Source organism: Corynebacterium sp. P3-F1 (assembly GCF_030503635.1).
Lineage (GTDB): Bacteria > Actinomycetota > Actinomycetes > Mycobacteriales > Mycobacteriaceae > Corynebacterium.
The window spans coordinates 1,307,740-1,320,586 of the sequence record NZ_CP129965.1 but is presented as its reverse complement, the minus strand read 5'-3'; the positions used below and the strand labels follow the sequence as shown (position 1 = coordinate 1,320,586).

Annotated in this window: 10 protein-coding genes, 1 tRNA gene and 2 pseudogenes; 10 read left to right on the top strand and 3 right to left on the bottom strand. The window is 62.4% G+C overall.

The window, feature by feature from the left end; translation table 11 throughout:
• Positions 1 to 55: 55 nt before the first annotated feature.
• Positions 56 to 412, top strand: coding sequence for a hypothetical protein (locus tag QYQ98_RS06155; protein ID WP_302006020.1), 357 nt, complete (start codon positions 56 to 58; stop codon positions 410 to 412).
• 354 nt (positions 413 to 766) lie between these two features.
• Positions 767 to 895, top strand: a pseudogene (locus QYQ98_RS06150) (IS30 family transposase); the annotation flags it as partial.
• A gap of 436 nt (positions 896 to 1,331) precedes the next feature.
• Here QYQ98_RS06150 and QYQ98_RS06145 read toward each other — a convergent pair.
• The 3 genes and pseudogenes from QYQ98_RS06145 to QYQ98_RS06135 form a co-directional block, all read right to left on the bottom strand.
• A pseudogene (locus QYQ98_RS06145) lies at positions 1,332 to 2,585 on the bottom strand (glutaminase); the annotation flags it as partial.
• Between the two features lie 39 nt (positions 2,586 to 2,624).
• A complete protein-coding gene (locus tag QYQ98_RS06140; protein ID WP_302006019.1) occupies positions 2,625 to 3,077 on the bottom strand; it encodes an aquaporin in 453 nt (150 codons plus the stop codon).
• Positions 3,051 to 3,134: transfer RNA gene (locus tag QYQ98_RS06135), tRNA-Leu, on the bottom strand. The genes QYQ98_RS06140 and QYQ98_RS06135 overlap by 27 nt, the downstream gene beginning before the upstream one ends.
• A gap of 159 nt (positions 3,135 to 3,293) precedes the next feature.
• On the opposite strand from QYQ98_RS06135, the gene QYQ98_RS06130 reads away from it, so the two are divergent.
• From QYQ98_RS06130 to crgA, 8 genes are all read left to right on the top strand, one after another.
• Positions 3,294 to 4,163 (top strand): DUF3662 and FHA domain-containing protein, encoded by an 870-nt coding sequence (locus QYQ98_RS06130; RefSeq protein WP_302006018.1) that lies wholly within the window; start codon positions 3,294 to 3,296, stop codon positions 4,161 to 4,163.
• 16 nt (positions 4,164 to 4,179) lie between these two features.
• On the top strand, positions 4,180 to 4,635 hold the full coding sequence (locus tag QYQ98_RS06125; protein ID WP_302006017.1) for an FHA domain-containing protein: 456 nt from the start codon (positions 4,180 to 4,182) through the stop codon (positions 4,633 to 4,635).
• Positions 4,632 to 5,969, top strand: a complete 1,338-nt coding sequence (locus QYQ98_RS06120; RefSeq protein ID WP_302006016.1) for a PP2C family serine/threonine-protein phosphatase — start codon at positions 4,632 to 4,634, stop codon at positions 5,967 to 5,969. The genes QYQ98_RS06125 and QYQ98_RS06120 overlap by 4 nt, the downstream gene beginning before the upstream one ends.
• On the top strand, positions 5,970 to 7,301 hold the full coding sequence (locus QYQ98_RS06115) for an FtsW/RodA/SpoVE family cell cycle protein (protein WP_302006015.1): 1,332 nt from the start codon (positions 5,970 to 5,972) through the stop codon (positions 7,299 to 7,301).
• Positions 7,302 to 8,771, top strand: coding sequence for a penicillin-binding transpeptidase domain-containing protein (locus QYQ98_RS06110; RefSeq protein ID WP_302006014.1), 1,470 nt, complete (start codon positions 7,302 to 7,304; stop codon positions 8,769 to 8,771).
• On the top strand, positions 8,771 to 10,234 hold the full coding sequence (locus QYQ98_RS06105) for a serine/threonine-protein kinase (RefSeq protein WP_302006013.1): 1,464 nt from the start codon (positions 8,771 to 8,773) through the stop codon (positions 10,232 to 10,234). Before QYQ98_RS06110 ends, QYQ98_RS06105 begins: the two co-directional genes overlap by 1 nt.
• Before the next feature lie 22 nt (positions 10,235 to 10,256).
• Entirely contained in the window at positions 10,257 to 12,188 is a 1,932-nt protein-coding gene (gene pknB / locus QYQ98_RS06100) for a Stk1 family PASTA domain-containing Ser/Thr kinase (protein WP_302006012.1), read from the top strand.
• Positions 12,189 to 12,337: 149 nt separating this feature from the next.
• Complete coding sequence (gene crgA / locus QYQ98_RS06095; RefSeq protein WP_302006011.1) at positions 12,338 to 12,616, top strand: cell division protein CrgA; 279 nt, start codon at positions 12,338 to 12,340, stop codon at positions 12,614 to 12,616.
• Positions 12,617 to 12,847 lie beyond the last annotated feature (231 nt).

The following is a 12,847-nucleotide window of genomic DNA, read 5'->3' as shown; positions in this document are numbered from 1 at the left end:
GTCAATTTCTGGATGTTCTATCCTTTCCCTCGAAGCAGAAAGACAGCAAGCGCCAATGGACCTGCTAATTCAAATCAACGAGATTGTGTCCGGCCCTATCAAGGACCTGCTCCTAAAGCTTTCTCTTGGGTTGCCCGAAGTCAACCTTCCCCAAATCAGCTTGCCGGCACGCCCCGAAAACGTGAGCGTTGAATTCAGCCCCGAAATCAGCCCGTCTTCCTCCTTCAGCAACGAATTCAGCCCGTCTTCCTCCTTCAGCAACGAATTCAGCCCGTCCCACGACAAGACCCCGTCTTCCTCCTTCAGCAACGAATTCAGCCCGTCCCACGACAAGACAAGGACTGCGCCTTCTAATTTCCTTAACAACTTAAGCCTGCCGGGCCTACCGGACATCAACATCAGCGCGCTCTAGAACAGCTCAACACCCCACTCGGCGTTACAGCTGTACGGTTCCTCTAGCTACTCAGAAGGACCCCGCATGGATAATGCGGGGTCCTTCGTAGTTCCATCGCACTTCCCGGAATCTTGGGAACGTTGCAACACCGATCAGAAGGGTGGTTTTTGGGTGTGGCTGGTACCTCGTGCTGCCCCGTTTGACTCATGGGCACGGAACCAGCACGGTGCGCGATGCGATTGTAGAAACCTTCACGAACTAACCGAAGTAACTACAAGCATCAATAACTTGGGATCAGAAATAGCAGGCCATGAGTCGATTAGCATTGCCGCGGACTAGCCGGTATAACGCAGCACGCTAGCATCTCTCTAGCAACGTGGCGCTAACGAGAACACCAACGGGTTACTCCGCCAGTATTTCCCCAAAGGCAGTGACGCTGGTGTTTATGACGAAGAGGACCTTGAGATGGTTGCGTGCAAACTCAACTGCCGGCCACAAAAACTTCGGATACGCAACCCGCGCTAAATGAATGGCTGAATTGTTTCATTTGGACGAAAACTAGGAAACGTTGCAACGATCCGCCCTTTCCACAACTTAGAAAACCTCGGCGCATGCCAAATGGTTTCGGTCAATAGCGGTTGATCAGCGGCTCGAGGCGCTGGCGGATACGCTCGTGCCAGCTTTCCGCCGCCTCCTCGAAATTCGGTTTCAAACCGCGGTGGGTGAGGTGCACGCGGGTGCTGCCGTCCTCGTGCTCGTCGAAATCGAAGATGAAATCCTCGCCCGTCGGATCGCTGTGCAGCACGACGCGCTGGCCGTCGTCGACCTCGTCGACGGTGAGGCCCCCCGCCTCGCTGTCCTCCCACCATTCCTGCGGTTTGGAAACCACGCTGAAGGCATCTTTCGCGGAGACGCTGACAGTGAAGGAATCGGTGAAGTCCTGGATGGATTCCACGTGCGTGCCGTCGGAGAACTCGTAGTCCGGCATGGCTGAGTCGGGGTCGTAGACGGCGACGTCGAATCCCTTTTCGCGGAACTCGCGTAGGCCTTCCTTGATCAGACGACGGCCCGCCAGGTTGAACGAGGTGACATGGGAGAAGTCCAAAACGAGCTCCTCGCCGACGAGATCGCGCTCCACGAGGTCGTGGAGGATCGCCTCCGCGGCGGTGAAGTTGATCATGCCCTGCAACTCCACCACGTTGGTGTCACCTTCGCGGCGCACGGAACGGATGCCCGGCGCGGAGTAGTAGTGGGATCCCATCATGTGCAGGCCGAGCGTCTTGGACAGGCGGCGGAAGATTTCCACGCCACGGACCGAATTGCCTTTGTCGTTGAGGCGCGGGGACAGCGATGCCGCGCCGAGTTGCCCCGGCAGGGTGCCGATCAAGCCGCCGGCAACACCGGATTTGGCGGGGATGCCGACCGTGCTCATCCATTTGCCGGAGCCGTCGTACATGCCGGCGGACGCCATGACGGACTGGGTGAGGCGGCATGCCTGGGAGCTGAGCACCCGCTCCCCCGTCACGGGCTGGATACCGCCGTTGGCAAGGGTCGCCGCCATTACGGCTAGGTCTTTCACGTTGACCAGGATGGAGCACTGGCGGGTGTAGCTGGTCACTGCATCGTCGACGTCGTCCTCGATGATCCGGTATTCACGGAGCATGTGGGCCAGCGCCATGTTTCGGTCGGCGCTGGAGAGCTCGGCGGTGACGATGTCTTCGTCAAAACGCAGTTGGCGTCCGGCCAGTTTGGAGAATTCCTCCAAGACCATGGTGGAGCGTTCTTCGACGGTGGCGTCGGTGCCGGCGACGAGCTGGTTCACCGCAATGGCTCCTGCATTGATCATGGGGTTGGTGGGGCGCTTGGTTTCGTCGTCAAGCGAAAGCTCGTTGAAAGCCTCGCCGGACGGCTCCATGCCCACGACGCTGTGCACGTTTTCCACGCCGCCTTGGTCGAGCGCGATGGCGTAGACGAAGGGCTTGGAGATGGACTGGATGGAGAATTCGTACTCGTCGTCCCCCACCGAGTACAGGTGGCCGCTGCGCGTGCACAATGCGAGCGCGAGCTTGTCCGGGTCGGCGTTGCGCAGAGTTTCGATGTAGTCAGCGTTCTCACCGTCGGTGATGTCGCGGACATCGTCGAGGATCGCGTTGAGATATCCGGGGATGGGGGTGTCAGGCATGCCGGCCAGTGTAATGGCGGCATGCCGAGGATGCTGCAGCGTTAAGTGTTAGGCCCGCAGGTCGTGCTCGTGGTCGGAGGGGCTGAGCAGACGGAAGCACAGTGCTGCTAGTGCGGCACCCACGAACGGTGCGAAGATGTAGATCCACAGGTTGGACCACCCGAAGTTGCCGTTGACCGTAAAGCCGAGTGCGACAGCCGGGTTGAAGCCGCCGCCGAAGATCGGGCCCACTGCGAAAGCACCGGTCATGACGGTGGCACCGACGGCGAGGCCGTAGAAGGAGTTATCGTCGTTCGCGTTAGCGGTGGCGACGTTGAGCACCACGAAGACGAGGATGAAGGTGAACTCTGCCTCGACGATGCTCGCGGAGCCGGACTGGATTTGTGCGGAAATTACCTTTCTGAGCAGGAAAGATGATACCGAAGAAGGCCCTCCGTTAGAAGCGTTTTGCTTTAACGACGGGCCTGCCGTTTGTGCCCGGGGGGGGACTTGAACCCCCACGTTCTTGCGAACACTGGCACCTGAAGCCAGCGCGTCTGCCAATTCCGCCACCCGGGCGGGCGACTAAGTTAACATAGCATGCGGTCACCCGCTTCCTCCAAATTCACTGGCAGATGCCGGTTTTCGGCTCAGTAGCTATGTTGTGGGAACCTTGAACCCTATACTGTCTGTCGAAACATTAGTGCTGGGAGTACCGCTGGAAGGAGGTGTGGGTAGATGGGCATGATGGACAGGCTGGCCAGGATCGACAGTTCTCTCCAACGCGGGCTGGACAATAGCTTTGCCGCGGTCTTCGGCGGGCGCGTCGTGCCCGCCGAGCTGGAGGAGCTGCTGAAGCAGGAGACACAGGACGGGTTGTTCAACAACGAGTACGACGAGTTGATCACCCCAAATGTCTTCGCAATCGGCGTGTCCAGCAAGGACTTGGAGAACTTGTCCCAGGACCCGGATCTGCCCACTCACCTCGCCGGCCAGCTCACACGTTTCATCCGTAATCAGAACCTTGGCCTGTACGGGCCCGTCGTCGTGCGGGTCGCGGAGGAGTCAGGTCTGCGGACCGGGCAGCTCCGCGTGTCGTCGTACGTCGACGAGGAACCGGACGTCCAGAGCGGGTTCGATGCGATCCTGTCGGACCGTTCTCCACACCACCAGGAGGCACCCATGACTCAGCCCCCCGCCGCCGCTGCTGCGAGTGACCCTTCCACAGGCGGCGCCGCCGTGACCCTGTTGCTGTTGGACGGAACTTCACGCACGTATCCCGTGCATGAAGGCTCCAACATCTTGGGCCGCTCCAACGATTGCGACTTCCGGTTGCCGGACACGGGTGTTTCCCGCCAGCACGCGGAGATCATTTGGGACGGCGCTACCGCGTTCCTGGTGGACCTGCAGTCCACGAACGGCACGACTGTCAACGATCAGCCGGTGGAGAACTGGGAGCTCGCAGACGGCGACGTGATCACGGTGGGCCATTCGAATCTTGAGGTGCGTATCGCAGGCACACGCCCCTACCCCGGCTCCGCCCTCGATTACGGCGCTCCGGCTGAACAGCCTGAGCAGTCAGGGCAGTCCGGGCAGGCTAGGCAGTAAGGTGGCGATCTGATTTATGGACTCTGCATTGATGCTCGGGGCCCGCTTCGGTCTCCTCATTCTTCTCTGGCTCTTCATTTTCGTGGTGCTCGCGGTGCAGCGGCGCGATATCAAAACCGCCGAGGTGGCGCAGCGCCGCAGCGGTGGAGCGCTAGTTCCCGCGTCGACGCGCCGCGAAAAAGCGCGTGAGGTCGTCGTCGTCGAAGGGCCTCTGCGCGGTTCCCACATGAATATCTCCACGGTGGAAGATCTCTCGTTGGGCCGCGCCGACGACAACGACTTCGTGCTCGGCGATGATTTCGCGTCTTCGCGCCACGCGCGCCTGTTCCGCCGCGGATCCGACTGGTTCGTGGAAGACTTGGACTCCCGTAACGGCACGTTTGTCGGCGGAATCCGCATCGACCAGCCTGAGCGCGTCCAAGTGGGAACCGACATCAAAATGGGGCGCACGATTGTGAGGTTGATGCCATGACGAACTTGAAGCTCAACTTCCACACCGCGTCGGACCGCGGGCTGGTCCGCGACAACAACGAGGACTCTGCCTACGCTGGCCCGCACCTGCTGCTGCTCGCGGACGGAATGGGGGGCCATGCCGCCGGAGAAGTCGCCTCCCAGCTCATGGTCGAGCACATGGAGCACTTAGACCGCGACCCGAAAGACGCGGATATCCTGGCGCTGCTCGGGGCGGCCGCCGACGATGCCAACGCATCGATTTCCGACTCCATTGCGGAGCACCCCGAGCAGGACGGGATGGGCACCACGCTCACTGCCCTGATGTTCGACGGCCGGAATATGGGTCTGATCCATGTGGGCGACTCTCGTGGCTACCGGCTCCGCGACGGTGAGCTGACCCAGATCACGGAGGACGACACATTTGTCCAGTCCCTGGTCAACGAGGGCAAACTACAGCCGGAGGATGTGTCTTCGCACCCGCAGAAGTCGCTGATCCTCAAAGCGTACACCGGCCGGCCAGTAGAGCCGCACCTGGAGTTGCTGCCCGTTCAGCCGGGCGACCGTTTCATGCTGTGCTCCGACGGCCTGTCAGATCCGGTCACCCACTCCACGATGGAGACCAGCCTCGCGGAAGGCACACCGGAGCAAGCGGTGACGCGGCTCATCGAGCTTGCGCTCCGCTCCGGCGGCCCGGACAACGTCACTGTCATCGTCGCTGACGTGGTGGATTCGGACTCCCCCGACTGCCCCGAACTTCCCGCGGCCTCCGCAATGGCTGGCGCGTTGGTCACCGGCGAGGAGCCGACGCACCCGGACACCGCTGCCGGCCGAGCCGCGAAGCTGATGGGGGCGCAGAGGAACAAGGGGGCGCAGGGGGCGTCGATAAGCAAAAAAGAGGAACGCGCATCCGACGATGAGGAGGATCACCAACGCCGCTCCGTGTGGCCGTGGGTGATCGGTGTGCTCGCGGTCGCTCTAGTTGGGCTCGGCGGACTGTGGTGGTTCGATTCCGCACGCTCCGACACATATTTCGTGGCGGTCAACGACCGGGACGAATTCGTCATCCAGCAAGGCATGAAGAGCACTCTGTTTGGCCGTGACATGCACAAACCGGTCCAGCAGGTCTGCATCAACGACGATAACCAGATCCGGCTCGTCGACAGCAACGACGTCCCTGGTGATTGCCGCGTGTTCGTCTTGTCCGACCTGCCTGAATCCACTCAAGGGCGCGTGCACAACCTCGGCACCGGGACGTACGCGGACGTCACGGGTCAGCTCAACCGGCTTGCCGACGACGCCTTGCCCCCCTGCGTCGACGAAACCGACGCAGGCAAATGCCGGGAGGTGAAATAGATGCGCCAGCTCTTCTCCCGCGGCCGGGAACTCTTCCTGCTCGTGCTGTCCGCCGCCCTGCTGCTGCTCATGCTCGTCGGCCTGGAATTGTCGCAGGGCCACGCGCTCACAGTGGACATGCTGTGGCTCGTGGGCGGCTTCATCGGCGTGTACGCAATCGCGCATATGGCCATGTGTTATGCCGCACCGCACGCTGACCAGGTGCTTTTGCCGCTAGCGGCGACGCTCAACGCGATCGGCCTCGTGATAATCTACCGGCTCGACCTCGAGACCGATTTTGGGCTCGCCCCGCGCCAGTTGATGTGGTCGCTAGTGGGAATTCTGTTCTTGGTGGCGACACTACTGATCGTGCGCGACCACCGCGAACTCACCCGCTTCTCCTACCTTTTGGGCCTGCTCGGACTCGTCCTGCTCGCTTTGCCGCTCGTGTGGCCGCAACCGCCGGACGCCGAGGCCCGCATTTGGATCTGGCTTGGCCCGTTCTCCATCCAGCCAGGCGAATTCTCCAAGATCCTGCTGCTTCTCTTCTTCGCTCAGCTATTGGCGCAGAAGCGCTCGCTGTTCACCGTGGCGGGGTACCGCTTCCTCGGCATGACGTTCCCGCGCCTGCGCGACTTGGCGCCGATCCTGCTGGTCTGGGCCATCGCGATTGTCATCATGGGCGTGTCCAACGACTTCGGCCCGGCACTGCTGCTCTTCGCCACCGTGCTGGGCATGGTCTACTTCGCCACCGGCCGCACAAGCTGGCTGGTCATCGGCCTTGGCCTGGTCGCCGTCGGCGGCATGGCCGTGTACAAGGTGTCCTCGAAAATCCAGGACCGTGTGTCCAACTTCCTCGATCCGCTAGCCAACTACGACACCACCGGTTACCAACCCTCCCAGGCGCTGTTCGGCCTGAGCTGGGGCGGCGTGACCGGCACCGGCCTGGGCTTTGGCCATCCGCAGATGGTTCCGGTGGCGCACGCGGATTACATCTTGGCCGCCATCGGCGAGGAATTAGGTCTGGTCGGGTTAGCGGCCGTTCTGATCATCTTCACCATCCTCATCACCCGCGGCTTCCGCACAGCGTTGGCGGTGCGCGACCCGTACGGCAAACTCGTCGCGTCGGGTCTGTCACTGACCATCGCAGTGCAAATCTTCGTCGTCGCTGGCGGCGTCTCGGCGATGCTGCCCATGACCGGCCTAACCACACCGTTCATGTCTGCCGGCGGTTCCGCAATCATGGCTAACTACATCCTGCTGGGCCTCTTGCTGCGCATCTCCAACAACGCCAACCGGCCTGTCGAAGACACCGAAAGCGTCAATGAACCCGAGCTCGTGGGGGTGCGATAGATGAATACGTCGATACGCTGGGGCGCGTTTGGTTCCATCCTGCTCACCGTCGTGCTCCTGGCAAACTTCACCTGGGTTCAGGCATTCCACGAAGACGAGTACGCCCGCAATCCGCTTAATTCCCGAAATTTCATCGAGGCCAAGAAGGTCGAGCGCGGCCAGATCAACGCCGGCGGCCAGATTCTCGCTGAATCCACCCCGGTGGGCGACGGCTTTTTCGAGCGCAGTTACCCGAATATGCCGTACTCGTTCGCACCTGTCGTGGGGTACCTGTCCGACCGCTACGGCGTAGCCGGCATCGAATCCGGTTTCAACGCCGACCTGAACGGCGAGTCCAATGCGAAGGGCAACCGCTTCCTGCGCACAAACCAGGACGGCCGGGTGGGCGACTCCGTTGAGCTGACCATCGACCCGAAGACGCAAGCAGCCGCGTACGACCAGCTGGAAAGCCGCGGCTACAACGGCGCTGTCGTGGCTATCCGACCCTCCACGGGCGAAGTCCTGGCTATGGCGTCGAACCCGTCGTACGACCCGAACGCAGTCGTGAACGAGGACAGCGCCGAATCGACGTGGGAGCAGCTGAACAACGCTCCCGGCCAACCGCTGCTCAACCACGCGACGCAAGAGCAGCTCCCGCCCGGCTCGATCTTCAAGATCATCACCACCGCAGCCGGCCTGAAAAACGGCTACACCCCGGATTCCCCGCTGACAGGCGAATCCGCCATCACGCTCCCCGGCACGGAGGTGCAACTTACCAACTACGGCGGGAACGCCTGCGGCGGCGCTTCCACAACCACTTTGCGCACCGCGTTCACCCTGTCGTGCAACACCGCGTTCGTCCAGATGTCCACCGAGCTTGGCGACGAACCACTGCGCCAAGCCGCCACCGCCTTCGGCGTGGGGCAGCGCTACGATCTCGGCCTGCCCAACGCCGCTGGTTCCCTGGGCGACCTGGAAGACCTGGCTGCTGTGGGCATGTCCGCCATCGGGCAGCGCGATGTGACGATGACAGCGCTGCAGGCCGCGGTCATGGCCGCAACCATCGCCAACGAGGGACGCCGCATGGAGCCCCATGTCGTCTCCCGCGTGGTCAGCCCCGAGATGAGGACGGTCCGGCAGATCCGCCCCCGCCAAGCAGCGGAAGCCGTGACCAAGGAAGAAGCCGAAACCATCACCGATTTGATGTTCAGCTCCGAACGCAACACCTACGGCTACAACGGCAACGGGTACGCCTCCAAGACCGGCACCGCCGAGCACGGAGAGAATCTCCCGCCGCACACCTGGTACGTCGCCTTCGACCCAGACAAAGATGTTGCAGTAGCGGTCGTGGTCAAAGACGGCGGCGGACTCGGCGAAAGCGCAACGGGCGGACAAGTTTCCGCCCCAGTGGGCCGCAACATTCTGGCCGTGGCTCCGGCCCCCAAGAAGGACGACAAGCAGGACAAGAACCCCGCAGGAGGCGCTGAGTAATGCACACCGACAACCGCGCTGAACTCCAAGAGCTGATCGGCCCCGACTACCAGCTCCAATGGATCATCGGGCACGGCGGGATGTCCACCGTCTGGCTTGCCGACGACCCCGCCAACGACCGCGAAGTGGCCGTAAAGGTGCTCCGCCCCGAATTCTCCGGCACCGAGGAGTTCCTCACCCGGTTCCGCAATGAAGCCCACGCCGCACAGGGCATCAATTCCGCGAATGTCGTGGCCACCTACGACTACCGCGAGATCCCCACGCGCGAAGGCTTCAACGCGTGCTTCATTGTCATGGAGTACGTCCGCGGTGAATCCCTCGCGGACCTGATCGCCCGCGAAGGCCAGCTGGAAGAGTCTGTCGCCCTCGACGTGCTCGAACAGGCGGCGCACGGGCTCTCTGTGATCCACCAACTGGGCCTGGTGCACCGCGACATCAAGCCGGGCAACCTCATGATCACCCAGAACGGCAAGGTCAAGATCACGGACTTCGGCATCGCTAAAGCCGCGTCCGCGGTGCCTCTGACCCGCACCGGGATGGTGGTGGGCACTGCCCAGTACGTCTCCCCGGAGCAGGCGCAGGGCTTAGAAGTCACTGCCGCCTCCGACGTGTACTCCCTGGCCGTGGTCGGCTACGAGCTGCTCACAGGGCAGCGCCCATTCACCGGCGACTCGTCCGTGTCGGTTGCACTCGCCCACGTGTCCAACGAAGTCCCGCCGATGTCCACCGCGATTTCCGCACCGACGCGCGAATTGATCGGCATCGCCCTGCGCAAAGACCCGGCAACCCGCTTCGCGGACGGAACAGAATTCCAGCAGGCCATTGCGGATGCCCGCGCCGGCGAGCGCCCCACCACCGCTGTGACAAAGAAAGTCCCGGTGGAGCCGACCCCGCAGGAGTCCACCGCGCAGCTTGCAGCCGTCACCGAAGCGACGACGATGCAGCCGGAGGCACCGCGCCCGGCCCCGCGTCCCCGGCCGCGGCCCCAACAGCCTGCGGTACAGAAGCAACCGCAAAAGAAGAGCTCCAGCGACGGCTTCGGAACCGGCGTGCTCGTGGCACTGCTGGTCATTCTCGCCGGCGTCGCCGCAGTGTGGGCCTTCACCTCCGGGCTTTTCGACGACATCGCGGGCAAGCCATCCAGCACCACCGCCACCAGCACAACGCAGGAAACCAGCTCCGCTCCCCCGACAGAAACTGTGACGGAAACAGAAACTCCGGAAGAGCGGCCGACAACGCACGAGCGCCGCACCCAGGCACCCCCATCAACGCTGTACAATTCGCCGGAAACGCAACGGCCCACGCAGCAGCAGCCGGAGCCTGCGCAACCGCGGCCAAACCACCAGACCCGCCAACCCCAGCAACCATCGGCACAGCCGTCGGAGGCTCCGGCCACGCAGCCGCAGCAACCGACCGCGAACGACAATCCGGGACTGAATATCCCAGGACTGCCCAACCCATAAACCCCATAAGGACCTTCGACACATGACTCTCATCGGCGACCGTTACCAGCTTGGTAACTCCATCGGCACCGGCGGCATGTCCGACGTCTACGTGGCCACGGACACACTCCTGGGCCGCGAAGTGGCAGTCAAAATGCTCAAGATCGACATGGCCCGGGACGAGAATTTCCGGGAACGGTTCCGCAAGGAGGCACAGAACTCGGCGCGATTGAACCACCCGAATATTGTCGCGGTCTACGACACCGGCGAAACTATTGTCGAGGGCATCTCCATTCCGTACATCGTGATGGAACACATCAAGGGCCGGGATCTCCGCGCGATTGTGCGCGAAGACGGCCCACTGCGGCCGGAAGAAGCAGCTGCGCTGCTCTACCCGGTCACGCTCGCGCTGCAGGCCAGCCACGACTCCGGAATCATCCACCGGGATGTCAAACCCGCAAACATCATGATCACCAGCACCGGCGAGGTGAAGGTGATGGACTTCGGCATCGCGCGCGCACTGGACGATTCCACTGCGGCGATGACGCAGACGTCCGCCGTGATCGGCACCGCCCAGTACCTCTCCCCAGAGCAGGCGCGGGGTAAGACGGCCGATAACCGCAGTGACCTCTACGCCCTCGGCTGCGTCATGTACGAGGCGGTCACGGGCACACCGCCGTTTGAGGGCGAAACCCCGTTTGCCGTCGCTTACCAGCACGTCCAGGAAGACCCGGAACCGCCGAGCGCGCGGATCCCGGATCTCACGGAATCGGAGGCGGTCAACGTCGACGCGGTGATCCTCACCGCAATGGCGAAGCACCCGGCGGACCGGTACCAGACGGCCCTGGAAATGGCCGACGACCTGCAGCGTCTTGAGCGTGGTGCGGTCACCGAGGCAGCACACAACCACCTGTCCGAGACAGACTTGGCGGACGCTCCTGCCCCCGTTCCGGAGGAAAGCCGGTACGCCCAGCACCGCAAAGAGACCCAGAAGTCCAAAAAAGGTGGCGAAAATACCGGCATGAAGGTCCTTGCGATCTTGATGGCGGCCGTGATGTTGTTGGGTGGCGGTGCGTTCGCCTTCAACAAGGTGCGTAACGACGACGAGGAAGAAGTAGCCAAGGACATGGTCTTCGTGCCCAAAGTCGTGGGCAAGAATCGCGATGAGGCTGTCCAGGAGCTGGAGAAACTGGGCCTGCAGGTCACGGTCAACGAGGCTCCCCATCCGGAAGTTCCCCGCGGCCAAGTTCTGAGCACTAACCCGACCGAGGGCTCGCAGTTGCAGAAAGGCACGAACATCACCCTCACAGTGTCGTCCGGACGCGAAATCACGGATGTGCCCGACCTCACCGACTTGAGCCCCCAAGACGCAGCCGCCGCGCTTGAAAAAGTTGGGCTCAAGCTTGCTGACGACATCAAGCGCGAACACTCCGACACCGTCCCCGTGGGCGTGATCATGTCGCAGGAGCCAGCTGCCGGCTCCCAGTTGTCGAAGGGGTCGAAGGTGAGAGTGACTGTCTCCGACGGCAGGGAGCAGATCCAGGTCCCCTCGCTGGAGGGCATGAACGCCGGCCAAGCGGAGTCCCTGCTGGCCTCCCTGGGCTTGAAGGCGACAACGGTCGAAGTGGACTCCCTCAAACCGAAGGATGAGGTTCTCGCCGTCGCTGGCCAGGGATCCGAGGTAGACCGCGGCACGACCATTGAACTGCGTGTGTCCAACGGGATGCTGATGAAGATGCCGAAGCTGGTCCGCCAGAACTGGGAACAGGCCGAAGCGACCCTGCGCAGCCAGGGCTGGACTGGCTCCTTGAAGTTCGGTCAACCAGTGGAAACCCCGGATCTGAACGATCACGGCCTCATCGCCGGGCACCGCCCGCCGGAGGGAACCGAGATCCGCAAAGACTCCGACATCACTGTCGACATCTGGAAGAACCCGATCCGCGAGGGCGTTGAGAGCGTCCTCCCGCGCCCGTAGCCGGCGAGACGCCCGTAGCCGGCGTGGGAGCCGCGGCTTCCTGCTGGTAAAGTCAGCGCTCAGAAGATCCCGATAGACACCTCGCGCTGCCTACCCAGCGGAGCCGAAAGCGCTCCGCATCTGGCAGCGCACGATGAAGGACGTGCAACATGCCTAAGGCAAAGGTCACTAAGGACACCGTCAGCACCCCATCCATCACCACATCCACCGGCGCGAACCGCACCCCGGTGAAGATCAATACCGGCGGCACCCCGGTCTGGTACAAGACCTTGATGTTCGGGTTCATGCTCGTCGGCCTGCTGTGGCTGGTGGTCAATTACCTCGCCGGCCCCCAGATCCCGTTCATGAACGAGCTCGGTCCGTGGAATTACGCGATCGGCTTCGGCGGCTTCATCATCGGCCTGCTTATGACCATGGGTTGGCGCTAAGCCGGCAACCCCAGCAACAGGAAAACCAGCGCTGCACCAGCGCTGGTTTTTTCATGCCCCCACTCAGCAGGTTCGAAACGTGTGGAAATCAACGTGTGGAAATCACGGTGTGTTCTTCACCGGTTTATCCCCAACAGTCCCCTTCCCGGAACCTGCAGGTCATTTTTCACAGGGCTGTGCACAACCCCGTGAATAGCAACTGTTATTTGCAGTTCAACGGGGTGAAATCGA

Bases quoted from the DNA above. Each gene is read 5' to 3' on its own strand.
- QYQ98_RS06155 (WP_302006020.1), top strand. From the start codon at position 56: ATGGACCTGCTAATTCAAATCAACGAGATTGTGTCCGGCCCTATCAAG.
- QYQ98_RS06130 (WP_302006018.1), top strand. From the start codon at position 3,294: ATGGGCATGATGGACAGGCTGGCCAGGATCGACAGTTCTCTCCAACGC.
- QYQ98_RS06125 (WP_302006017.1), top strand. From the start codon at position 4,180: ATGGACTCTGCATTGATGCTCGGGGCCCGCTTCGGTCTCCTCATTCTT.
- QYQ98_RS06120 (WP_302006016.1), top strand. From the start codon at position 4,632: ATGACGAACTTGAAGCTCAACTTCCACACCGCGTCGGACCGCGGGCTG.
- QYQ98_RS06115 (WP_302006015.1), top strand. From the start codon at position 5,970: ATGCGCCAGCTCTTCTCCCGCGGCCGGGAACTCTTCCTGCTCGTGCTG.
- QYQ98_RS06110 (WP_302006014.1), top strand. From the start codon at position 7,302: ATGAATACGTCGATACGCTGGGGCGCGTTTGGTTCCATCCTGCTCACC.
- QYQ98_RS06105 (WP_302006013.1), top strand. From the start codon at position 8,771: ATGCACACCGACAACCGCGCTGAACTCCAAGAGCTGATCGGCCCCGAC.
- pknB (WP_302006012.1), top strand. From the start codon at position 10,257: ATGACTCTCATCGGCGACCGTTACCAGCTTGGTAACTCCATCGGCACC.
- crgA (WP_302006011.1), top strand. From the start codon at position 12,338: ATGCCTAAGGCAAAGGTCACTAAGGACACCGTCAGCACCCCATCCATC.